The 22,576-nt window shown below is 47.6% G+C and carries 20 protein-coding genes; 12 read left to right on the plus strand and 8 right to left on the minus strand.

Annotation, left to right across the window (positions count from 1 at the left end):
- Positions 1 to 2: 2 nt before the first annotated feature.
- Entirely contained in the window at positions 3 to 923 is a 921-nt protein-coding gene (gene nikB, locus ACM6JA_RS19370) for a nickel ABC transporter permease (protein ID WP_007716047.1), read from the minus strand.
- Positions 924 to 936: 13 nt separating this feature from the next.
- A complete protein-coding gene (gene nikC / locus ACM6JA_RS19375; protein WP_414853646.1) occupies positions 937 to 1,836 on the minus strand; it encodes a nickel transporter permease in 900 nt (299 codons plus the stop codon).
- Between the two features lie 180 nt (positions 1,837 to 2,016).
- On the opposite strand from nikC, the gene ACM6JA_RS19380 reads away from it, so the two are divergent.
- The 7 genes from ACM6JA_RS19380 to ACM6JA_RS19410 all read left to right on the plus strand — a co-directional run bounded on the left by ACM6JA_RS19380 (position 2,017) and on the right by ACM6JA_RS19410 (position 11,548).
- The gene (locus ACM6JA_RS19380) at positions 2,017 to 3,252 is read left to right on the plus strand and encodes an amidohydrolase (protein WP_414853647.1); all 1,236 of its coding nucleotides are present in this window, start codon (positions 2,017 to 2,019) and stop codon (positions 3,250 to 3,252) included.
- A 16-nt stretch (positions 3,253 to 3,268) separates the two neighbouring features.
- Positions 3,269 to 4,492 carry an amidohydrolase gene (locus ACM6JA_RS19385; RefSeq protein WP_414853648.1) on the plus strand — a complete coding sequence of 408 codons (1,224 nt, stop codon included), beginning with the start codon at positions 3,269 to 3,271 and terminating at the stop codon, positions 4,490 to 4,492.
- Positions 4,493 to 4,526: 34 nt separating this feature from the next.
- Positions 4,527 to 5,744, plus strand: a complete 1,218-nt coding sequence (locus ACM6JA_RS19390; protein WP_414853649.1) for an amidohydrolase family protein — start codon at positions 4,527 to 4,529, stop codon at positions 5,742 to 5,744.
- Between the two features lie 195 nt (positions 5,745 to 5,939).
- Complete coding sequence (locus ACM6JA_RS19395) at positions 5,940 to 6,614, plus strand: ABC transporter ATP-binding protein (RefSeq protein WP_414853650.1); 675 nt, start codon at positions 5,940 to 5,942, stop codon at positions 6,612 to 6,614.
- Entirely contained in the window at positions 6,577 to 7,755 is a 1,179-nt protein-coding gene (locus tag ACM6JA_RS19400; protein WP_414853651.1) for an efflux RND transporter periplasmic adaptor subunit, read from the plus strand. Before ACM6JA_RS19395 ends, ACM6JA_RS19400 begins: the two co-directional genes overlap by 38 nt.
- A gap of 18 nt (positions 7,756 to 7,773) precedes the next feature.
- Positions 7,774 to 10,656 (plus strand): FtsX-like permease family protein, encoded by a 2,883-nt coding sequence (locus ACM6JA_RS19405; protein WP_414853694.1) that lies wholly within the window; start codon positions 7,774 to 7,776, stop codon positions 10,654 to 10,656.
- Positions 10,657 to 10,660: 4 nt separating this feature from the next.
- On the plus strand, positions 10,661 to 11,548 hold the full coding sequence (locus tag ACM6JA_RS19410; protein ID WP_414853652.1) for an ABC transporter ATP-binding protein: 888 nt from the start codon (positions 10,661 to 10,663) through the stop codon (positions 11,546 to 11,548).
- Between the two features lie 333 nt (positions 11,549 to 11,881).
- On the opposite strand, the gene ACM6JA_RS19415 is transcribed toward ACM6JA_RS19410, so the two are convergent.
- Positions 11,882 to 12,769: a LysR family transcriptional regulator gene (locus ACM6JA_RS19415; protein ID WP_414853653.1), complete on the minus strand. Its 888-nt coding sequence runs from the start codon at positions 12,767 to 12,769 to the stop codon at positions 11,882 to 11,884.
- Positions 12,770 to 12,881: 112 nt separating this feature from the next.
- Here ACM6JA_RS19415 and ACM6JA_RS19420 point away from each other — a divergent pair, with 112 nt between their 5' ends.
- Entirely contained in the window at positions 12,882 to 14,264 is a 1,383-nt protein-coding gene (locus tag ACM6JA_RS19420; protein ID WP_414853654.1) for an MFS transporter, read from the plus strand.
- Positions 14,265 to 14,276: 12 nt separating this feature from the next.
- Here the strand turns inward: ACM6JA_RS19420 and ACM6JA_RS19425 are convergent, their stop codons facing one another.
- Complete coding sequence (locus ACM6JA_RS19425) at positions 14,277 to 15,161, minus strand: LysR family transcriptional regulator (RefSeq protein WP_414853655.1); 885 nt, start codon at positions 15,159 to 15,161, stop codon at positions 14,277 to 14,279.
- A gap of 133 nt (positions 15,162 to 15,294) precedes the next feature.
- Here ACM6JA_RS19425 and ACM6JA_RS19430 point away from each other — a divergent pair, with 133 nt between their 5' ends.
- Positions 15,295 to 16,497 (plus strand): MFS transporter, encoded by a 1,203-nt coding sequence (locus ACM6JA_RS19430; protein WP_414853656.1) that lies wholly within the window; start codon positions 15,295 to 15,297, stop codon positions 16,495 to 16,497.
- 69 nt (positions 16,498 to 16,566) lie between these two features.
- On the opposite strand, the gene ACM6JA_RS19435 is transcribed toward ACM6JA_RS19430, so the two are convergent.
- Entirely contained in the window at positions 16,567 to 17,409 is an 843-nt protein-coding gene (locus tag ACM6JA_RS19435; RefSeq protein ID WP_414853657.1) for a DUF92 domain-containing protein, read from the minus strand.
- Between the two features lie 233 nt (positions 17,410 to 17,642).
- On the opposite strand from ACM6JA_RS19435, the gene ACM6JA_RS19440 reads away from it, so the two are divergent.
- Positions 17,643 to 18,017: a nuclear transport factor 2 family protein gene (locus ACM6JA_RS19440; RefSeq protein WP_414853658.1), complete on the plus strand. Its 375-nt coding sequence runs from the start codon at positions 17,643 to 17,645 to the stop codon at positions 18,015 to 18,017.
- A gap of 86 nt (positions 18,018 to 18,103) precedes the next feature.
- Here ACM6JA_RS19440 and ACM6JA_RS19445 read toward each other — a convergent pair whose 3' ends face one another.
- Genes ACM6JA_RS19445 through ACM6JA_RS19455 form a run of 3 tightly spaced genes read right to left on the minus strand, consistent with a single transcriptional unit; the run spans position 18,104 to position 20,161 of the window.
- Positions 18,104 to 18,814, minus strand: a complete 711-nt coding sequence (locus ACM6JA_RS19445) for a B3/4 domain-containing protein (RefSeq protein ID WP_414853659.1) — start codon at positions 18,812 to 18,814, stop codon at positions 18,104 to 18,106.
- A gap of 51 nt (positions 18,815 to 18,865) precedes the next feature.
- Positions 18,866 to 19,504 carry a LysE family translocator gene (locus ACM6JA_RS19450; RefSeq protein WP_414853660.1) on the minus strand — a complete coding sequence of 213 codons (639 nt, stop codon included), beginning with the start codon at positions 19,502 to 19,504 and terminating at the stop codon, positions 18,866 to 18,868.
- Positions 19,505 to 19,537: 33 nt separating this feature from the next.
- On the minus strand, positions 19,538 to 20,161 hold the full coding sequence (locus tag ACM6JA_RS19455; RefSeq protein WP_007722355.1) for an FMN-binding negative transcriptional regulator: 624 nt from the start codon (positions 20,159 to 20,161) through the stop codon (positions 19,538 to 19,540).
- Positions 20,162 to 20,263: 102 nt separating this feature from the next.
- On the opposite strand from ACM6JA_RS19455, the gene ACM6JA_RS19460 reads away from it, so the two are divergent.
- Both ACM6JA_RS19460 and ACM6JA_RS19465 read left to right on the plus strand, forming a co-directional pair.
- A complete protein-coding gene (locus ACM6JA_RS19460; RefSeq protein WP_414853695.1) occupies positions 20,264 to 21,643 on the plus strand; it encodes a PLP-dependent aminotransferase family protein in 1,380 nt (459 codons plus the stop codon).
- Positions 21,644 to 21,764: 121 nt separating this feature from the next.
- Positions 21,765 to 22,541, plus strand: coding sequence for a TerC family protein (locus ACM6JA_RS19465; protein WP_414853661.1), 777 nt, complete (start codon positions 21,765 to 21,767; stop codon positions 22,539 to 22,541).
- Positions 22,542 to 22,576 lie beyond the last annotated feature (35 nt).

The raw sequence follows: 22,576 nt of genomic DNA on the forward strand, positions 1-22,576 counted from the left end.
CCTTAGTTCAGATCAATTCGTTTATTAAAGTAGCGATACAATACATCGACGAGTAGGTTCACGAACACGAATATAATGGAAGCAATCAGTACGCCGCCTTGTACGACAGGCAAATCACGCATGCGGATCGCATCGACGATCAGACGACCCAAGCCGTTGATAGCAAATACAGATTCTACGAGAACCGTACCACCCAAAAGGAAACCGAACTGCAAGCCAACGACGGTAATAATCGGAATCAACGCATTTTTCAAAGCATGCTTGTAAATGATGACTGTTTCACGCAAGCCTTTTGCTTTCGCAGTGCGGATGTAGTCTTGACGTACGACGTCGAGCATACTGGAGCGAGTCATACGAGCAACGATGGCAGCCCCAGCGGTACCGAGTGTGATCGCTGGCAAAATCATGTGCTTCCATGTGCCCCAGCCTGCAACCGGGAAGATTTGCAGTTTGACTGAGAAGGCGTACATCAAGCTCAAGCCGAGCCAAAAGCTAGGCAGGGATACACCGAGCAAGGCAATGACCATGATCGTAATATCAGCAGCAGAGTATTGCTTGGTAGCAGAAATGATACCTGCAATCATTCCGAGTACAACTGTTACAAAAATACTGGCAACAGCGAGCTCGATTGTAGCAGGCAAGCGCGCCATGATTTCATCCCATACAGGTAGATTGGAGCGAAGTGATGTACCTAGATCACCCTGGAACACGTTCATCACATATTGCGCGTATTGAACCATGATCGGTTGATCCAAGCCGAGCTGTGTACGCATATTCGCAATCGTTTCTTCAGAAGCGCCTTCACCAGCGAGCAATACCGCAGGGTCGCCAGGAACCATTTGCATGATCAAAAAGACGACCAGAATGACACCGAGCAGGACGGGAATCATCTGCAGCAGGCGACGGATAATGTAAACAAACATGTAGCATTCCCTCCTATGTTTTCATTCGTGGATCGAGAGCGTCCCTGAGGCCGTCCCCAAAGATGTTGAAGCCGAGAACAAGAGTAGCGATGGCGATACCAGGGAACATCGCCAGGTGTGGAGCGGTAAACAAGAAGTCGCGTCCGTTACTGAGCATGGCGCCCCATTCCGGCAGAGGAGGCTGTGCTCCCAAACCGAGGAACGAAAGGCCAGCGGCGGAAAGAATCGCGGTAGCTAGACGCATCGTTGCCTGTACAATAATAGGAGACAAAATGTTTGGAAAAATGTGTCTAAAGATAATCGTGAAGTCATTGGCACCGAGTGAGCGGATCGCATCGATGTACTCCAGTTTTTTCACGGTTAAAGTAGAGCCGCGGACGATCCGTGCAAATACAGGAATCGAGAAGATACCAACGGCGATCATAACGTTAAAGAGACTTGGCCCTAAGGCACTGACAATGGCCAGAGATAGCAGGATTCCCGGGAAGGCGAGAAGGACATCGATGATACGGGAGATGACCGTATCTACCCAGCCTCCGTAGTAACCAGATAATAAGCCGAGAATAATTCCGAAAAATGCACCAATAAAGACGGCGACGAATCCGACGGACATCGAGAGCTGCGTTCCGTATAAAAGACGGCTCATTACATCCCGACCTTTGTCATCGGTACCCATCCAGTGTTCAGCAGATGGTGGCTTCAATTTGTTAACCAAGTCAATCTCATAGGGATCGTAGGGAGCGATGAATGGTGCCAACAGGGCAATCGCGATGTAAAAAATCACGATACAGCCGCCTACCATGGCGAGTTTGTTTTTTCGTAGTTTCCTGTAAAAAGTCCGCCATCTGCTAGGGCGTGCAGCCGCTACTTTCGGCGGAAGAGCTTGATTGGTTGGTGCGATCTCAACCTTCATGGTGTAACCCCTCCTTTGCTTACGTCAAAGTTATCAGAAAAATGTACGAAGTAAAGGCAATTTGAACAAGTCGTAAAAATAGTGAAAATAGACGTAAAGATTGTGCAAATCAAGTCTTCCGGCTTCCTAGATAATGGGGGAGAAAGGAATGGAGAGAGACAAAGAGAGGGTGGATAATGGATGGGCGTTACCTATTGGTTGACCAATGTTCGTTTGGAGACGGGCTACCGTCGGGAAAACGGTGTCGTCACGGGGACAGAGGCATCCTTGTTTCACATTTTAGTAAAAGACGGAAAATTCGCGCGTATTGTACCAGCGACAGAGAAGCTTACAGACGGTATTTTGCAAAAGGATGCAAAAGGGTTATTGGCACTTCCATCTTTCGTAGAGAAGCATGTTCATTTGGACAAAACGCTTCAGGGAGAACCATGGCGGGCCGTCATTCCTGTGTCCAATATCATTGAACGCTGCGAAATTGAAAAGCGCACACTGCCGGGATTGCCGACAACTACACAAGAGCGTGCGGAGAATCTGTTGGAGATCCTCTTGTCCTATGGCTCGACACACGTGCGTACACATGTGGACATTTACCCGGAAGTGGGAATCTCCAATTTGGAATCAGTAAAAGCAGCATTAGCAACCTACGCGGATCGAGTCACTCACGAGATTGTGGCATTCCCACAGCATGGCTTGTTGCGCACAGATGCAAAAGCACTCTTGCGTGAGGCATTACGCCAAGGTGCGACTCATGTCGGGGGCGTAGACCCAGCTAATGTGGATGGCGATATAGAAGAATCCTTGCACCAGATGATGGAGCTGGCGGTAGAAGCAAACGCAGGTGTGGACTTGCATTTGCATGACCCAGGACATTTGGGAACCTACACAATGAAGCGACTGGCAGCAATGACCGTAGACGCTGGCTGGCAAGGCCGCGTAGCAATCAGCCATGCGTTTGCGCTCGGAGACATTCCTGTGCCAGAAGCAGAGGAGATGGCGACGATCCTGCGGGAAGCGGGCATCACGATCATCACCAGCGTACCATTTAGTCGCGTCATTCCACCTGTGCAGCTGTTGCACCAAAATGGCGTAGACGTTGCGGTCGGCTGCGACAACATTTTTGACACGTGGCAACCATATGGAAATGGCGATGTATTGGAGCGCCTCTGGCGACTGGCAGAACGCAATCGTTGGCTGGACGAGCTGTCCCTATCTCAATCGCTGCGTTTTATCACAGGTGGCAAAACGACGCTGGATGCCAACGGAACACAGCTGTGGCCTGCACAAGGCGAAGACGCTAGCATGATCCTCGTGGATGCGACCTGCTCGGCAGAAGCGATCGCGCGCCGTGCAGATCGACACGCTGTATTCTTCAAAGGCAACCTGGCTTCCGGTCAAGTGGAAGAAGTGAACGTTTAAAAGGGGTGAAAAGCCGGTGAAATCTTCTCCTTATTGGATCGTCAACGCTCGATTGGAAAGCGGGTATGAGTGGGAAGAAGGCGTGATCAGTGGAACGCGGACAGAGCTGTGCGATTTGCTCATTGAGCATGGAAAAATCACACGCATTGTCCCTTCTAGTGAAATTTTAGAGGATGGGCTGCCTAAAAAGGACGCGAAGGGTTTACTGATCTTACCGTCTATGGCCGAGAAGCACATTCATCTGGAAAAAACGTATTACGGCAGCCCATGGAAGGCAACAACTCCCGTAAAAAACTTGTTCGAACGCCACGCTGAGGACAGAGGGCTGCTGCCGATGTATCTCAAGCAGGCTCAGACAGGAGCAGAAAATATTCTCTCCCTGCTGGTGGAAACAGGGGTTACGCATGTAAGAACGCATTGTCATGTGGACCCACAGGTTGGTCTTGGGTTTTTGGAAGGAATGAAGGGTGCGTTTGAGACGTATGCAGACCGTGTCTCCCACGAAATCGTTGCTTTCCCGCATTATGGCATGCTACGTACACAAGCGCGTGACATGGTACGTGAGGCACTGCGTCAAGGCGCCACTCATGTAGGCGGCGTCGATCCGGGTGGGGTAGACGGAGACATCGAGCGTTCCTTGCAAACGATGCTAGAGCTGGCAGTCGAAGCAGATGCCGACATTGACATGCATTTGCATGATCCGGGGCATCTCGGAGTATTTACGATGAAGCGTCTCGCTGCTCTGACTGAAGAAGCGGGCTGGCAAGGACGTGTCACGATTAGTCACGCGATGGGATTAGGCGATGTTTCGGAGGAAGAAGCCAGAGAGATGGCGCAACAACTCGCCTCCCTTGGTATCTCCATTGCATCGACAGTGCCGATCAATCGCCCGACCATTCCGATTCCGTTGCTGCATCAAGAAGGGGTTGCCGTCATGCTTGGCAACGATAGCTTGACAGACAATTGGACACCCTTTGGCAGCGGAGACTTGTTGGAAAAAGCAGGACGACTGGCTGAACGCTTCCGCTTGACGGATGAAAGATCGTTAGGCGTAGCACTCGGCTTCGTGACAGAAGGGCGGATTACCCTCGATGAAACCGGGAATCGCCTGTGGCCATTGGCTGGAGATGAGGCGAGCCTGATGGCGGTCGAAGCGACAAGTTCAGCAGAAGCTGTTGCGAGACGTGCGAAGCGCAAGGTCATTCTTTTCCAAGGCAACCGGGTAGCGGGTGAGTGGTAGTACTACTTTTAAATAGAAAGGATGTCATGGATAGATGTCTACAGCCTATTGGATTACCAACGTCCGCTTGGAGAGCGGATACCGCAAAGAAAATGACAAGGTGGTTGCTACAGATACTGAAGTGGCGCATCTATTAATAGAAGACGGACGAATTGCACAGATCGTGAGTGGAGCTGCTCCACAAACTGAGCTGCCAACGAAGGATGCCAGCGGTCTGTTGGCACTGCCGTCATTTAGGGATATGCACATCCATATCGATAAAACGTACTATGGCGGCCCTTGGAAAGCCGTGACACCAGTGAAAAACATCTTGGGTCGACTGGAAGAAGAGAGTCAGCTCATGCCGAAGCTGTTGCCAACAGCACAAGAGCGCGCAGAAAAAATGCTGGAATTGCTGCTGTCCGCAGGCTCCACCCATATTCGTTCCCATTGTAATATCGATCCGTACATCGGACTCAAGAATCTGGAAGCGACCATGGCTGCACTGGAAACCTTTAGCGGCAGATTGCAGTGCGAGGTCGTTGCCTTCCCGCAGCAAGGTCTTCTGCGAAGCAACCAAGTGGAGAACATCCGCCAAGCCTTGAAAATGGGCGCGACCTACGTTGGTGGTGTAGACCCGGCGACAGTGGATCAAAACATCGAGAAATCGCTCGCTACGATTTTTGAGCTGGCAGTCGAAGCGAATGCACCAATCGACGTTCACTTGCATGACCCGGATCATCTCGGTGTGTTTACATTCAAGCGTCTGGCTAAAATGACCGAAGAAGCAGGGTGGCAAGGTCGCGTTACCATCAGCCATGCCAACTCCCTTGCTGACATCAGCCTGGAAGAAGCAGGCGAAGTAGCTGAAATGCTCGCTGGCTTGGGCATTTCAATCACTTCCACTGTACCGGTGAATAGAGGGACGATTCCCATTCCATTGTTGCATGAAAAAGGCGTGTCGGTTTCTCTCGGAGACGACAGTATTACCGATCACTGGTCGCCATTTGGACAAGGCGATAGCTTGGAAAAAGCAGGTCGCTTGGCAGAGCGCTTCCGCATGCAGGATGAGCGTTCCCTGTCCCAAGCACTCGGCTTCATTACAGGCGGGAAGACGCCGCTGGATAAAGAGGGCAACCGCCTGTGGCCGAATGTTGGCGAAGAGGCAGATATCGTGTTCGTTCATGCATCCTCGGCAGCAGAAGCAGTTGCACGCCGTGCGAAGCGTCAAGCAGTGATGTTCCGCGGGAATGTCGTTTCTGGGGCTTTGTAAAATCGAAAAGGAAAGAATAAAAAGGCAGAACCACAGGGTTTTGCCTTTTTCTTTTTGTAAGTGGCAATAGTGGCCAAAACGAGGTATTTATTTTCGTTTATATTAGTTTATTCCAATTTTACTAAACAATAGTTTTTGTTTGAGTTACTATTAACAAAACTTGCATTTTTCAGACATATTTTTGGGGGTGTCATTTTGTCGTTCATTGCAGAGACAAAAAACGTGGAACGCACGTTTGGTAGAGGGGCAACTGCCGTCAGGGCGCTTGCGGGCGTAAAAATACGCGTAGAATCAGGACGATTGCTCGTACTAAAAGGCAGATCAGGATCAGGAAAAACGACTCTATTAAACCTTTTGGGTGGTCTCGATCGTCCGACAATAGGAAGCGTGTACTTTCAGGGTCGAGAAATCGGCCAGCTATCGGATCATGAGCGAACGAGGATCAGGCGAAAGAACATGGGCTTTATTTTCCAGTCGTTTGGCTTGCTTCCGCTGATGTCAGCCGCTGAAAACGTCGAGTTTGGACTCCGGCTGTCAGGGGTCCCTGCTGTCGAATGGAGGGAGCGTGTTCGCGAATCGCTCGATATCGTTGGGCTGTCTAAACGGGCGCATCATCGGCCGTTTGAGATGTCCGGTGGAGAACAGCAACGCTGTGCGATTGCCAGAGCTGTTGCGAACAGGCCGACACTACTATTGGCGGATGAGCCGACAGCTGAGCTGGATAGTAAAACGGGTCTGCAAATTAGCCGTTTGTTTCGCCAACTGGTCGATGAAGGTGCTATGAGCATTGTCATGACGACACATGATCCTGGTGTAATGGAGGTGGCGGACGATGTCTATGAATTGGAGGACGGTCGTATCAAGGAATAGCAAAATAAAATGGGCGTACTTGAGCGTTTTCCTTTTGTTGACAGGCTGTTCCCTATTCCCTAAGGAAGAGGAGGTTCTGGCTCCGCCATTAGTGGAGCCGTCGCCTATCAAATACGAGGTGGCAGAAGTTTTACAAGGGACGATAGTAAATAGTGTGAAAGGAAACGCCTCCTTCACGACCGTGAAAACGGCGGAGCTCTCTTTCCCAGAGCCGAAGGGACTGCGGCTGAAGTCGTTCTCTGTCCAAGGCGGCGATAAGGTGAAAAAAGGACAGGTACTTGCTGAACTGGATGCGGCTGAAATGGAGAGGGAGATCGAGTTGGCTCAGTATGAAGTGGAGAAGGCAAAACTGGAGCTGCTTGAAGCCCAGCAGGATAATCACTACGAAGTCGAATCCGCCAAGCTGGACGTTTTGAAGGCAGAGATGTACGCCAAGGTAAACGAGACCAAGCTAGCCAAGATCGAATTGGAAAAGACTCAGCTAGACTTGGCGAAATTGCAGGATCCCAAGAAGCGGCAGTACGTGGTGGAGCGTGCCAGGCTAAACGTGAAGCAAAAAGAGATGGACCTGAAGAACCTGAAACAGCGTTGGAACGAGACCAAGCTGATCTCGCCCTTTGACGGCATCGTGCTTTTTACAAGCAACGAGCAGGTGGGAGATGAGGTGGAAGCGCATCAAAAGTTGGTAACGATAGGCGATCCGAACAAGCTGTTCGTGGTGTATACCGCTCACGAGAAAGAGGCGCTGCAAGATGTTAGGGAAGGGATGAAAGTGATTCTCTCGGGCAAAGACGGCGAAAAAGGCGAGGGGACAGTTGTTCAGACGCCCCTGCATGTCCCTTCCAATTTACCAGAGGATTTGACGAAGCTGTATCAGAGAAGTCTACTCATTACACCGAAAATTCCTCCAAAGGGCTTGGAGATCGGGACAGGAGTCAGTATTGAAGTGATTGTGGACAAGCAGGATCAGACGCTTTTTATACCGAGAAAAGCACTTCATGATTTATCAGGTAGGAAGTACGTTCGGGTGCTCGACGGGAATAGCAAGAAGGAAGTGGACGTGGAGACTGGGATCATGACCCAGAGGGAGGTTGAGATTCGCAAAGGTCTTTCGGCAGGCCAACTGGTTATTTTGGAATAGGGGGACAATTTCGTGGCGATGCTGCAAATGATCTTGCGGAAAATGATGAATAACCGCTGGCTGGTCGGCAGTCTGTTGATCGGGCTGATCGTCGCTGTCGGATTGGTATCGAGTATACCTGCTTTCACGTCAGGGGTACTCCAACGGATGTTGACCAAGGATATGGAGGAATACCAGAAGAATGTGAAGCGCTTCCCCGGTGGCTTGCTGATCGCAGTCAATCAAAACAAACTGGGAAAGAATGGGGCGGTTCTTGTAGACGAAATGACCGCTCATTTGCAAAACGAAGTAATCGCTCAACTGGATGTCCCGGTGTATGCAGAAGTGACAGTTTTGCGGACCATTCCGTTTAATGCCATTCAGGAAAACATACAACCGAAGAGCCCGCTCAGTTCCGACAGTTCGCGGATCTATTCGCTGAGTGGACTGGAGCAGCATATGACGCTTGTTGACGGTCGCCTGCCTGCTGCAACCCCCGTTGATGGCGTGTACGAAGCACTGGTAACGGAAAAAGCGTTAAAGGACCGCCGGATGGTGCTAGGCAGCTTGTATGAGCTGACCACGAACCAGGTAGAAGGACTCAAGGTGCGAATCAAGCCGGTTGGTGTTTTCAAGGAAAAAGAGGGGAACGATCCTTATTGGTTTGCTTCGACCAGTGAATACTCCAGTGGCTTCGTATTGGATGAACGGCTTTTTCGGAGTGTGTTTTTGGAAGAGAAAAATCTGGTCATTTCAACCCAAATGTATACGGCCCTTCATTACCAATCATTTCGGATCAGCGATACAGAGAAGCTGAATTCATTGGTGGCCGGAATCGAAGGGAAGCTGCAACAGCATGGATTGAAAAAAGCGGAGATCAACGTTCAGTTTCCGGCGGCTAGTCTCGTGGGCAAGTACAATGAGCAAGAGAAGCAATTCAAAACCATTCTCTGGTCGCTCTACATCCCTATTTTCATTATGCTGGGCATTTATCTCGTGATGGTTTCGGGATTAATTGTGGAAAGGCAACGAACGGAAATCGCTGTGCTGGGCAGCAGGGGAGCCAGCAGAATGCAGATTTTTTCTATTTATTTCATGGAGATCGCCATTTTGGGGTTATGCGCTTTTCTGATCGGTCCATTTGTGGGGATACAGCTTAGCAAGATACTCGGCGTCTCGAATGGATTTCTCGAATTCGTCGATCGCAAAGGTTTGGATGTCACCATTAGTCGCGAGGTTTTCGTATATGCTGCGTGGATGGTGCTTGCCTGTATCACACTCGTTTTGATTTCTGTATTTCTGGCAACCAGGCAAAATATCGTCACGCACAAGCAAAACATGGCGAGAATGAGTGGACCTGCCATTTGGCACCGGCTGTTTTTCGACGTATTGCTGCTTGCGGTCTCGTGGTATGGATGGTATTCCTATCAAAACGCCGCTGAAACCGCAGCAAAAACGAGCGAAGGGGCTTCGGCCATCTCGATCGATTTCCTTCTCTTTTTTGTGCCCGTTCTGTTTTCGCTCGGTCTTGGCCTGCTGCTTCTCCGTTTGTACCCGTGGCTCCTGCGTCTGATGTCTTGGGCAGGACGCTCCTTCTTCCCGCTTTCTCTGCATACGACGCTGGTTCAGGTAGGGAGAGCTCCACGGCAGTATCATTTTCTCATGCTGTTTGTGACGATTACGGTCGCCGTAGGAATGTTCAGTGCAAGCATGGCACGGACGATCAATCAAAATGCAGAGGAGAGAATCCGTTACCAAATCGGCGCGGATATTCGGTTGAAGGCAGAGTGGCAGAGCGACAAACCGGAAGTAACGGTCTATCGGGGAGAAAAGAATGCGGAAGAAGGTGAGGGTGCAGAAGTGGAACAAGCGCCTGCAGCTCCTCCCGTTCAGTATGTAGAGCCGAATTTCGAAGTGTACAGTCGACTGCCTGAGGTTGAGCATGCAACAAAAGTCTTTGTGAACGGCCTGGCGGAGGCTTCTTTTCAGGGCGATCCTGTGAAGGACATCACCTTGATGGGGATCGACCCCAAAGAGTTTGCAAAGACCGCTTGGATGAAGTCTGACTTGCTGCCGCATCACTTCCACGATTATTTGAATTTGATAGCAAAAGAACCGCGTGCCCTATTGCTGTCTCGCAGCCTCGCAGACAAGCTGCAAGTGGTGGAGGGACAAACCATCCTGCTTGGTTGGGGGGATTCTCGCAGGGTTGAAATGATTGTGTATGCCATCGTGGATTACTGGCCGGGATGGAATCCTACGCCTGTAAAAAGCTCATACGGAAGCAGAATGGAAGAACAGTATTTGGCAGTAGCCAATCTCCCGTTCGTGCAAGACAAGATTCGCCTGGAGCCGTATGAGGTTTGGATCAAAATGAAAGAGGAATCGTCTTCTGAATCGCTTTACAAGGGTCTGTCACAAGAGGGAGTCAAGCTCGCCATGCTGAATAATGCCAAACAGCAAGTCATCCAGATGAAAAACAACGCATTTTATTTGGGACTGAACGGATCGCTGACGCTCGGATTCCTGCTTTCCATGCTAGTCACCTTTATCGGCTACGTGATGTACTGGGTGCTTACACTGGGGGCCAGAAAATTGCAATACGGCGTGTTCCGTGCGATGGGAATGTCATTCAAACAGCTTCTTGCCATCCTCGCGTGGGAGCAGCTCTTGACGTTTGGCGTCGCTTTTGCGATGGGAATGACAGCAGGCAAGCTGGCAAATAGCCTGTTTTTGCCTGCACTCAGTCTCTATTTGCATGCGGATAAGCAAGTTCCTCCCTTTACCGTCATTTCGATGCCGCAAGATGAACAAATCATTTATACGTTCATTGCTGCGACACTCGTTATCGGAATCGGGGTCGTCGGTATTCTGCTGTCACGGATGCAGATCCATCAAGCTGTAAAGCTGGGGGAGGACTAATCAGATGATCGTATGCGAAAATTTGGTGAAAATCTACAAGGCAAATGATCTGGAAGTGGTGGCGCTGCAAGGGTTGGATTTGCGTGTAGAGGCTGGAGAGCTGATGGGGATCATCGGGAATAGCGGCAGCGGCAAATCAACACTTCTGAACATGCTGGGAGGGCTGGACCGTCCCTCGGCAGGAAAACTTTCCGTCGCGGGAGCTGATTTATTTCGTTTGACAGCTTCCGAGCTGGTTCAGTATCGTTTGCAGACCGTAGGCTTTGTCTGGCAGAACAACGCCCGCAATCTGATCCCTTATCTATCTGCTCTGCAAAATGTGGAGATGCCAATGCTTTTGCGGGGCAAGCGAAAAAGGGAGCGGGCCCACGAGTTGTTGGAACTGGTGGGGCTGGGCCACCGAAAAAAGAACAAGCTGAGCGAACTTTCCGGCGGGGAGCAACAGCGGGTAGCCATCGCGATCGCGTTGGCGAACGAGCCCAAGCTTCTTTTGGCAGATGAGCCGACTGGCAGTGTAGACACTCGAACAGCAGCTATCATTCTCGATTTGTTTCAAGAGCTGAACCGTTCGTTCGGGCTAACGGTCGTCATCGTCACTCATGACTTGGAGCTGGCGCGCAAAGTGGATCGCGTCGTAGCAATTAGGGATGGGAAAACGTCCAGCGAGTTGTTGCGGCGAAAAGGAATGGAAGAAAACACTTCCGAGTCTTCGGATGAGTCAGCTAACGAGGACACTCATGAGGAATTGGCGGTGCTTGATCAAGTGGGGAGGCTGCAGATCCCAATGGAGTACCTCCAGGCGATTCAGGCGGACGGCAAGCTCCGAATCGAACTGGAAAAAGATCGCATCATCCTGACGACGCCTGTATCCTCTATCAAAACAGACACGTGAATGTGACGTGTCTGTTTTTTTGTTCATTTGCCTGCACTAAAATGCATGGCACCAGCATAAAGGATCATCTCCCCCACAATGAGGGCAACAACCTCCTGTATAGCGAAGTCGAATTTGATCTGAATGTAGCACACCATAGTCGGTAATCGGTTCGACGCCCGGGATTGGTTCGTCTGGGATCTCGCGCACTTTCATGTCCGACCACTTTCCACTCCAGGAACATATACGGCACTTTAATCTCTCAGCTGTAGGGTGCAATGAATTCTCGGTGACGATCATACATTCTTGACTGTTGGTATTACACGTAGGACAATCGTGAAGTTTCATGATTCATCACCTCTCAAGTTTGCATACATCCCCAAAATAATCGACAACAACCTCACGGAATTCTTGGGCAGCTCGCGAAATGTACCGACTCTTGTGCCATAATAAAGCGATTTCCCGTACCAATTCGTGATTTTCTACTTGGAGATACTTGATTTGTTCACGAGAATCTCTTGCTGTGCTTGGTATGAAGGCTATGCCAATTTCTGCTTCCACCAGCTGGATTAGCCTTGCAGGTTCATCTCCCTCATACACATATGTAGGTGCGAATCCAGCTGACTTGCATATAGCGTCTACGAAATCGCGTGTACCGTACCCTTTCTTTACACCGACAAACGATTCATCCTTCAGCTCTGTCAAAGATACGATACTTCGGTCTGCCAGTCGATGTCCCCTTGGAATAGCTACGAGGATAGGGTCAATGAAGACGATTTGGCATTCAATGTCATCGTCTTGTATAGGAGGGGAGGACAAGCAAAAATCGACCTCTCCTCTATGAAGAAGCGTAACCATTTCCTGCGTGGTGAGCATTTGTACATGAAATTGGATATCGGGCCGCTTTTTCCGAAACTCTCGAAGGATATTGGGTAGCGTGCTTGCAGTAGTCACCGCCAATTCAAGTGTGCCATGCTCCGGGTTGGACAAATGGCTAAGCTCCAGCTTCCCTTGTTCTAATTCAAACAAAGCTCTTTCCACCCGGCAGAGGAATTTGCTTCCGAACTCATTCAGACGTAGCTTTCTCCCTTTTCGATCAAATAGCGGGACTCCGAGATCCTCCTCCAATCGTTGAATCGTTTTGCTTAGGGACGATTGGGTCACATGCAGACTTCGTGCAGCTTCGGTCACATGCTCCATACGAGCTACGGTAAGAAAGTATTGCAGTTGAAGAAGTTCCATTTAGCTCCTCCATTCATTCCTTTCAATCAATGAAATCATAACATGAAATGCGTTGGAGTAAATGTTTGATTTCCAGTACGATATCATCAAAACGCTTAAAGGAGGGCTGGAAATGGGGGCTCACAACAGGTGGTTGATGATTTCCGTTGGACTAGGGATATTGTTGAACCCATTAAATTCTTCGATGATTTCTGTTGCGATTGCAAGGCTGCAAAGTGTGTACAGTCTTGATTTCACGGTTGTTTCGTGGATTATTTTCTCGTTCTACATTGCGAGTGCGATCACTCAACCTGTCATGGGAAAGGCAAGTGATTTGTTCGGTCGCAGGAAGATATTTCTTACCGGGCTTGTCGTATCTTTCGTTGCTTCCTTATTGGCTCCATTATCACCAAGCTTTGGGTGGCTCATTGTGTTCCGAATTGTGCAATCGATCGGCACAAGCATGATGGTTGCGGTTGGAATGGCTATTGTACGAATTCATATTACGGAGAAACAAGCAACTGCGCTTTCCGTACTGTCCATATTCCTATCCGGAGCAGCAGCGATTGGACCTTTTATTGGCGGGGTCTTGATTCACTATTGGGATTGGTCTGCTATCTTTCTCATTAATATTCCGTTCGTGGTGGCGAACTTGCTGTTAGCCTGGAGGATGATTCCAAAGGATGAATTGACAGCATCTGTTGCACATAACATGTCCTTTCGAAAATGGTTGGATTTGATAGATGCAACAGGGATCGTGCTCTTCGCAGTGGGTCTGGTTGCACTGCTCGTGGGATTACTGTCAGCAAAATCATCGGGGCATGTCACATGGTGGCCTATCATGGTTGGAGGGATCGGCCTCGTTACACTAGGGGTTTTCGTACGACATGAGTTAAAAACGACTTCTCCATTTATTCCTCTACGGACATTCGCCAAGTATCCTGTGATGACGTGGGTCAATGTCGAATTCATGCTCGTGAACGTCCTTTTTTACTCGCTTTTTTTCGGGCTTCCGTCCTACTTGCAAATGGTTCGTCATGTCAGCGAGTTTCATACTGGAATGCTCATGCTCAGCTTAGGTTTATGCTCACTCATTGTGTCTCCACTAGCGGGACGATGGATTGATCACTCAGGGCCCCGACCGGCTTTGTTCGCATCCGCCATACTGATGACATTCGGGTCATTGTGGCTCGTGATGTTCAATCAAGATTCACAGGTCGTCAGTGTTTGTGTGGCGTTAGCGGCATTCGGCATTAGCAACGGTTTAAACAATGTCGGAATGCAAGCAGCCTTGTTCAAAAGCTCTCCAAAAGAAATCATCGGCGTAGCATCCGGATTATTTCAAACATCCAGATACCTGGGAACCATTCTCTCCTCATTATTGATCGGCATTGTAATGGGAGATAAGTTTAGCGCCGAGGGTTTGCGAGTGCTTGGCATTATCCTCACGACAATCGCGTTGTCTTTGGTACTCATGAGTTGGCGACGGGAATCAAGGCAAGCGGGGGAGTCGTAGTTTCACCCATGTCTATTCAAAATCGCAGGCATGGTTCATCACAAATTGTTTAAATTTTTCAGTGGCAGGTGATAAATATCTCCCTTCTACCCAAGCAATTCCAATGGTTCGTTGGCACTTCGGACTTTTGACAGGGATTTGTGTGATCTTACTCTGGTCCGTTCCCTTTAAATTGGGCAAAAGGGAGATTCCCAGTCCAGCAGCGACCAGTCCTGCAACGGTATCTGCTTCCTCTCCTTCAAATGTAATGGGAGGTTTAATTCCCGCTACTTGAAACAATTGCTCAACGGTGATGCGAAGGGAGTACCCTTGTTTTAAATGGATAAATGATTCATCTGCAATCTCTTCCAAAGTAATCGAGGTGCGATTTGCATACTTGTGTTCTTTGGGGACAATCACAAAAAGTTCTTCATTCCAAAGCGGCTTCCATACAAAGGGAGATTTCATATCCATAGGAGCAAGTAGACAAAGATCAAATTCTCCTCCTTGCAACTGATTCATAAGCGTATGGGAGGGACCTTGTCCGAGTCGAAAATGAATGTTTGGGTAGTGGGAGCGAAAAGAAGCGAGTAAATCAGGGATACGACTGGTACTTAACGTGTGCAGAAACCCAAGAGACACTTCGCCCTTATCTGGATCAAGTAAATCCATGATTTCTTGTTTTCCTTCATGAAATTCCTTCATCATATTTTCGACTCGCGTTAAAAAGAGATGACCATATTTATTGAGCCGAATCGAACGTCCTTGACGGTCAAACAAGGGCACGCCTATTTCATCCTCAAATCGGGCAATCGAACGACTAAGGGCAGACTGGGAAATCGAGAGAGCTTCGGCAGCATGTGTCACGTGTTGGATTCTTGCCAGGGTTTGAAAATATTCGAACTGTTGCCATTCCATTCGAAAGCACCACCTTCTGTTCGGATTTTTCATTACATAAATGCATGAAAAACATGATTATAATGAATTATACATCATAGATAAATGGTGATACCATGAAACCATAATCATCCTGAAATGATATGGTGATCACATGATACAACAAGGCACGCCACTCTTCCGCAAAACCAGCTTTGCTTTTTTTGCTGCTGGTTTCAATACGTTTGCTATTCTTTACTGCGTACAGCCATTGATGCCAGAATTTTCAAGAGAATTTTCGGTTAGTCCAACGACAGCAAGCTTTTCCCTCTCCATTACAACGATGGTGCTTGCCATCAGTATGCTCATTTTTGGTTCGTTGTCTGAAGTATGGGGACGCAAGCCAATCATGATCTTTTCCATGCTCGCTTCGTCTGTGTTTTGTATTCTCACAGCATTCAGTTCGAATTTTCATGTTCTCCTGGTATTGCGAACGATTGAAGGAATTTCATTGGCGGGTTTACCCTCCATCGCAATGGCCTATCTTGGAGAAGAAATCGAATCCAAAAGTCTGGGAGCGGCTATGGGTCTCTATATATGCGGCAATTCAATTGGTGCTGTGTTTGGCAGGGTTTTCTCTGGAATGATGAGTGACTACTTCGGCTGGCAGATGGCAATAGGGGGGATTGGTCTCATCAGTTTGGCTGCCACACTGATTTTTTGGAACACCTTACCACCATCACAACATTTCAAAGCACGCCCATTCGTAATGAGAAAGTTAGGTCTGTCTTTAATGGACCATCTAAAGGCTCCAAGTCTTATTTGTTTATTTGTCATCGGTTTTATACTTTTAGGAAGTAATGTAGCGTTGTTCAATTACATCGCTTATGTATTGCTCGAAAAGCCCTATTCGCTCAGCCCAACATATATAAGTTGGACATTTTTAATTATGATCATCGGAATGTTCAGCTCTGTCTGGACCGGAAAATTAATAGATCGTCACGGTAAGCAAAGGCTGTTATTCACAAGCTTATTCCTTGCATTGATCGGTGTCTGTTTGACGTGGGAATCGAATCTCATGATGAAGATAGCAGGACTTGGATTTTTTACTTTTGGATTTTTTGGAGCGCATGCCGTAGCAAGCAGTTGGGTAGGACAGCTTGCTTTACAGAACAAAGCACAGGCCTCTTCTTTGTACTTGTTTTTCTACTATACGGGTTCAAGTGTAGGAGGAACACTTGGAGGATTGTTTTGGTCCGCATATGGATGGGGAGGCGTCATCAGCATGAATGTCGGCTTTCTCCTAATTGGCCTCATACTTTGGGCGTGCGTCTCAAAAATGGTACAGAACACGAAGAAAGTGACGAAAATAGCCTAGACTTGTGCCCCAAAATAAAGAAACGGAAAAACTCAGTATCGTTTGGTGATACGAAGTCTTTCCGTTTCTTTATAGGTCAAACGATAAGCCGATTGCTAGCGCCAATAAGACGGCGAAAGCACCACCTGCAAGCGAGCCAGCGACATTGACGGCATCGTTGTTCCAACCAGCACGACCGCGGATTCGTACGGCTGGCTTGCCACAGTGAAGAGCCTGCTCGATTTCACGACCACAAGCGCCGCAACGGTACATTTGCTGCCATGTCGCACCGATCCATGAATCAACCAGTGACCCTACCAGGCCCGCGAGTCCTGCTATGCCGATCCAAGCTGCCAGTCTAAGAGCAGGTGTGATCACATCCGGCGCGGGTTGACCGGGGACCGCAAGCAGCAACCACGCTACGCCGCCGATAAATAGTCCACCGGCAAGCGAAGCACCCATGCCCAGACTAGAAACACCGCCAGAAGTACCAGGCGCAACACGTTGCCCTGTCTTGATCGATCGCGGAGGCTTCCGGCTCAAGCCGCCGATTTCTGTCGCCCATGTATCGGCTGTGACCGCCGCCATCACGCCGAGGAACGCGTACCACCAAAGCGGATGCGGCCACACCCAATTTGTTATACATAACAGGAGTCCGAGCCCTCCGTTTGCGAACACCTGGCCAGCATCGCGTCTCCCCGTTTTCTCATAACCGCTCTCGGCCTCTTGCTTTTTATGCTTTTTCCACTTGGACAATAAGGTGGACGAGACAAAAAAAGCGATGAGGGAGCCGAACCAGATAGGGCTTCCGAGTGCGTACATCACGGTGCCGAGTATCACCGCCGCCAAAAAGCCGGAACCAGACAGCGACCGTTTTACATAAGCCGCCCCCGCAATCCCTGCGCTGCATGCCAGACCGATTAACCACTCCACAGTTTTCCGCCCCCTTTGCTTTGAACTATTATACCTCAACGCAGCAGGCAAGATGAGCGGTTGAATAACGGATATGGGAAAAAGGTTAATTGGGTACACAGAAGAAATAGTAAATACGAATGGCAAGATTGAAAGCATAGCAAGTGACGAAGAGAGTTAAAAAGTGCAAAAAGTTGGGCATAGATAGACGTGTTGTACGAACGGGTATCTTATTAAAGAAAGGATGATTTGTAATGAAGACTTCTCTCAAAGAGAATGCGGTGTCGTTTTTGCAACTGGTAGCGTCGGGGAATGTGCGAGAAGCATACCAAAGATACGCTGGTCCGAATCTCCGCCACCATAATCCCTTTTTTCGTGGCGATGCTCATTCTCTTATGCTCGCAATGGAAGAGAACGCCGCAAAGAATCCTCATAAGATTCTCGAAGTGAAACGTGCCATCGAAGAGGGGGAGATCGTTGCGGTTCATTCCCATGTGAAGCAAAACCAAGAGGATCTTGGGGGAGCTGTGGTCCATATCTTCCGTTTCCATAACGACCAAATCGTCGAATTGTGGGATGTAGGCCAACCCATACCGGCTGATTCTCCCAATGAGAATGGCATGTTCTAACGTCAGGATATGGTTGTTGAGCGAACGGGCATCGATCGTTTCATAAACACAAACAACGGCAGCCAGTGCATTTGGCTGCCGGTTGTTTAACCAAAGATGTTCATTTCCTTATGATTGATATCTAACACTTCGATCTTCACCATACCACCAAGATGATGTGGCACTAAACCAGACAATTCTTTTAGCGCCATATGGAATTCATTGCTTCTTGTTTCATCTATTAATTCAATACAGAGGAATGCATTTTTCGTATTTTCTGTTAGCATCGTCCTCTGAGCTTCACGCCAATTCCAGCATCTGCAGATGGCACCGTCATCATCTTTATAAACAATTTCCCCTTCATATGGCGAAGCATTTTCATCCTGTCCCAATGGGATAAACGGTTCATTGCCATTTGCTTGTGTTAGCCGAATATCGCCTACAAAAGTATCGATATCTTCTCCACCACACGGAAGCCCATAACGTAATGAAATGGAATTATAGATGTCAACAAGCGGGTTTATTGTTCCGATCGGATTGCCATTTTTCACTCTTTTTAATAAAGCTTCAATGGAACACCTTGCTCCTTTCTTAGTCTTGAATTTCTGAAAAGCTTCTCGCCAAACGGAAATGACAGGATTACTACTGAATTCCTCTAGACGTAAGAATTTATGCGCTTCTTTCTCTGCCTCCTGCAGCAGCTTCTCGTATTTTTCAACGTCCCTAATTGAATTATCAATTCCTTGGCAAATCACGATGCCTATTTTTGCATGCGGAAATAACGACCAAAAATCATCTTCAATGATAAATCTAGTCATAACCTATCTCTCCGTTTCATTTTCCTTATTTGTATATTTCATCACGCACGTCTATGTTTTGGAGGGGCTCGCAAAGGCTGAGAAAATCCCTAGAGCAATATATAAATAACCAGTTATCCGATTCACTACCTTTGAACTCGCCGTACTACCCACAATCCGCTTTCTCATACTTGCTGCGAGAACGGCATACAGACCATCGCTAACAAAAGCGAGGATAATAAATATCGTTCCCAAAAGCAAAAATTGAACGGTGACTGACCCAGCAGTAGGTGATATGAATTGCGGAAAGAAGGCTAAAAAGAAGAGTGCTGTCTTAGGATTCATTACCTCGACAAGCGCTGATTCGTAAAAAATCTTTCGTAATTTTTTGCGAGGGGCTTTTGGAATTTCGGAAGCCGTTCTATCAGCTGTAGAAAATAAAGTCTTACACCCCAAATAGATAAGATAAGCAGCACCCAAGTATTTCACGATATGAAAGGCTGTTGCTGATGTCATAAGAATCGCAGAAACTCCGATTGCTCCAGCTAAAACGTGAACAGAACCACCAAGAGACACGCCAAGGACTGATACCAGGCCCGCTTTCTTCCCTTGATCGATACTTCTTGCCATAATATAGAACACAGCTGGTCCAGGTATGATTAACAATGTAGAAGCGGTAATGACAAATAGCCAAATAGTTGAAAACTCCATAAGAAGCAACTCCTTGTTGTATCTATAGGCTGATCATTTAAATAACTCTTTCCGTTGCTCACGCATCCACTGAGAAACCTGAATTTCCCCCTGATCATTTGATTTTTCAAGCTCTGCCACAATCGATTGATAATCGGTGTTGTTGCGATTTTGGCTCATTTTGGCTGCCCCTTGAATAGAGGTGATTTCAATCTCAAAACCAACGATTCCTTTCATTTCTCTCTCAAGCAACTCAGGATTGAAGGTCTCCCAGAGCCGACCATTTTCTCGGTCAGATTCATAGTGTGTAAGCATAGAATCCAAAGCCGACTTCAGTTCATCCTTTGTGAGGATACGTGCTGTCCCATACGCATGTACAGCGAGATAGTCCCATGTGGGAACCTGTTCAGACTCATACCAGCTTGATGAAATGTAAGCGTGTGGTCCTTGAAAAATAAGCAAAACATCTCTATTATTATCCAACGTTTTCTTCTGCATGTTTCCGTATGCGATGTGCCCAGTTGCATAGATTTTCCCTTCCTCTTCACGAATTTCCAACGGAATATGCGTAGCCAACGGGCGATGTTCATCAACCGTGATCAATAGGGCAAACGGATTAGACTTCATCATTTGAACCGCCTCATCATGTTCCATCCGATATTGCTTAGGAATGTACACAGTAACCACCCTTTCAACTTGTACTTGAACCAAGAATATGATACAAACTGACATAAAAAAAGATACAATAATAAATAAATATACATGTCAGTAGGGGTGCAAATGAAAAATACCATTTTTACCTTCAAAGATAATTCTCCTAAATACAAACAAATTTACGAGAAATTTAAATCATTTATTGAACAAGGCGACATTAAGGCGGATGAGCCATTGCCCTCTATTCGTCAACTCGCAGATTCCTTACATGTAAGCCGTAATACAACCTTAATGGCGTATGAACAACTTGTTGCTGAAGGGTATATTCGTGGAGAAGGCCGAAAAGGTTATTTTGTAAATGAGTTAGAGCCCGTTTTATTTCAAGAGGCTCGCAACTCTTCTACTCACAAGCAAACAGAGCCGGTACCATCTGTTCGCATTGATTTTCGCGCAGATGTCGTCGATCAAGCGCATTTCCCTTTAAAAACGTGGCGGAGGATCTCGAATCAAGTATTAACGGCAAAGGAGAGCTTTCGGTACGGGGAGCCTTTTGGTGAATGGAGCCTACGTGAGCAAATCGCAGCATATTTACTCCAGTCTCGTGGAGTGAGAACAGAACCAGATGCCATCATTATCGGGAGTAGTACCCAACAAATGCTTGTGTATCTCGGTCTTGTTCTGAAACATGATTTTTCTAGCATGATTGTGGAGGATCCTGGTTATGATGGCGCTAGGAAAGCTTTTCAATTAAATGGATTTACACTGGAAACATTACCCGTTTATGAGACAGGTGCTGATTTTTCACACTTGGAACATATGAAATCACGATTAATTTATGTGGCTCCGTCCCATCACAGTCCATATGGGGTAAGCATGCCCATTCAACAAAGGCATACACTCATCCATTGGGCTAAAAATAGGCAAGGATATATTATCGAAGACGATTATGATAGTGAATATCGCTATACCCAACAACCATTTCCGGCTCTCGCTTCCATCGATTCAACGAGAGTTATTTATCTCGGAAATTTCTCGAAGTGCTTTCTGCCAGGAATTCGATTAAGTTATATGGTGTTGCCGCAGCCGCTTATCAACTGTTATAAAAATCAATTCGCACATTTCGAGAGCACCACTTCACTACTTAGCCAATTCGCAATGGCGAAATTTATGGAAGAAGGGGAGTGGAATCGCCATATTAAACGCATGCGTCTTGTTTATAAACGAAAAATGCAGCACTTCGCTTGTGAATTAAGGAAGCATTTCAAACAGCATATTTCTATCATTGGGGAGCAGTCTGGTTTGTACTTATTAGTCAAAGTACACGTGGAGCGTTCAGAAGAATGGCTCATTCAACAAGCGGCCATTCAGGGAGTTAAAGTCTATCCTACTTCACTCTTCTTCATTAAAAACAAAACCGATCAACCAATGTTGAAACTTGGTTTCAATAATTTATCAAGTGATGAAATCCAACTTGGTGTGAAGCTCTTAAAAAAGGCTTGGTTTTAAAATTCATTGACATAAGTGTATGTTTATATGCTTATAACAAACAGGAATACAGTATACTAGAAAAAGAGAAAGGATGGATTTACCACAAAGAGGGATAGGACTTACATAAGGGGGGACTGGAATGGATTGGGCTATGATATTGGAGTATGGATGGGTGCTATTTGTCCTGATTGGCCTAGAAGGGATCTTGGCGGCAGACAATGCTTTGGTGATCGCAATTATGGTGAAGCATCTTCCGGAGAAAGAGAGGAAGAAAGCTTTATTTTATGGGCTTGCTGGAGCCTTTCTGTTCCGTTTCGGTTCGTTATTTATCATTTCTTACCTCGTGGACGTATGGCAAGTCCAGGCAATCGGGGCAGCTTACCTCCTGTTTATAGCCATCCACCATATCGTGAAGAAATTTATATTGCGCAAAGATCACAATAAGGAGACTGGCACCGAGAAGCAAGGCTCTGGATTATGGATGACGGTACTGAAAGTGGAATTAGCGGACCTTGCCTTTGCTGTTGACGCTATCCTTGCTGCTGTTGCTTTTGCGGTGACACTCCCGGAGACGTCATTACCAAAAGTAGGTGGATTGGATGGTGGGCAGTTTGGTGTCATTCTAGCAGGTGGGATCATCGGTTTAGTCATTATGCGATTTGCCGCTTCTTACTTTGTCGGGTTGCTGCAACGCAAGCCTGGAATAGAGACAGCCGCATTTTTGATCGTCGGCTGGGTTGGCGTCAAGTTGGCCGTATACACACTGTCGCACCCTGAGCTAGGATATTTGGCAGCTGATTTTCCAAAGTCGGTCGCGTGGAAGGCAACGTTCTGGACCGTTCTTCTCTTGATCGCTGTACTGGGCTGGTTCTTATCTAAAGAGAAGGAATCTTCCTCCAATCATCCTGTGGCTTAATATCAGACAAGACATAAAGAGGCTTCGCCCAAATC

Origin of the sequence: Brevibacillus sp. IT-7CA2 (assembly GCF_949767855.1) — a bacterium.
GTDB lineage: Bacteria > Bacillota > Bacilli > Brevibacillales > Brevibacillaceae > Brevibacillus.

Excerpts from the sequence above, each read along its gene's own strand:
- ACM6JA_RS19420 (WP_414853654.1), top strand. The coding sequence starts at position 12,882 with ATGGGGGCTCACAACAGGTGGTTGATGATTTCCGTTGGACTAGGGATA.
- ACM6JA_RS19465 (WP_414853661.1), top strand. The coding sequence starts at position 21,765 with ATGGATTGGGCTATGATATTGGAGTATGGATGGGTGCTATTTGTCCTG.
- ACM6JA_RS19380 (WP_414853647.1), top strand. The coding sequence starts at position 2,017 with ATGGGCGTTACCTATTGGTTGACCAATGTTCGTTTGGAGACGGGCTAC.
- ACM6JA_RS19430 (WP_414853656.1), top strand. The coding sequence starts at position 15,295 with ATGATACAACAAGGCACGCCACTCTTCCGCAAAACCAGCTTTGCTTTT.
- ACM6JA_RS19400 (WP_414853651.1), top strand. The coding sequence starts at position 6,577 with ATGTCTATGAATTGGAGGACGGTCGTATCAAGGAATAGCAAAATAAAA.
- nikB (WP_007716047.1), bottom strand. The coding sequence starts at position 923 with ATGTTTGTTTACATTATCCGTCGCCTGCTGCAGATGATTCCCGTCCTG.
- ACM6JA_RS19440 (WP_414853658.1), top strand. The coding sequence starts at position 17,643 with ATGAAGACTTCTCTCAAAGAGAATGCGGTGTCGTTTTTGCAACTGGTA.
- ACM6JA_RS19425 (WP_414853655.1), bottom strand. The coding sequence starts at position 15,161 with ATGGAATGGCAACAGTTCGAATATTTTCAAACCCTGGCAAGAATCCAA.
- ACM6JA_RS19460 (WP_414853695.1), top strand. The coding sequence starts at position 20,264 with ATGAAAAATACCATTTTTACCTTCAAAGATAATTCTCCTAAATACAAA.
- ACM6JA_RS19415 (WP_414853653.1), bottom strand. The coding sequence starts at position 12,769 with ATGGAACTTCTTCAACTGCAATACTTTCTTACCGTAGCTCGTATGGAG.
- ACM6JA_RS19445 (WP_414853659.1), bottom strand. The coding sequence starts at position 18,814 with ATGACTAGATTTATCATTGAAGATGATTTTTGGTCGTTATTTCCGCAT.
- ACM6JA_RS19405 (WP_414853694.1), top strand. The coding sequence starts at position 7,774 with ATGCTGCAAATGATCTTGCGGAAAATGATGAATAACCGCTGGCTGGTC.
- ACM6JA_RS19390 (WP_414853649.1), top strand. The coding sequence starts at position 4,527 with ATGTCTACAGCCTATTGGATTACCAACGTCCGCTTGGAGAGCGGATAC.
- nikC (WP_414853646.1), bottom strand. The coding sequence starts at position 1,836 with ATGAAGGTTGAGATCGCACCAACCAATCAAGCTCTTCCGCCGAAAGTA.
- ACM6JA_RS19450 (WP_414853660.1), bottom strand. The coding sequence starts at position 19,504 with ATGGAGTTTTCAACTATTTGGCTATTTGTCATTACCGCTTCTACATTG.
- ACM6JA_RS19410 (WP_414853652.1), top strand. The coding sequence starts at position 10,661 with ATGATCGTATGCGAAAATTTGGTGAAAATCTACAAGGCAAATGATCTG.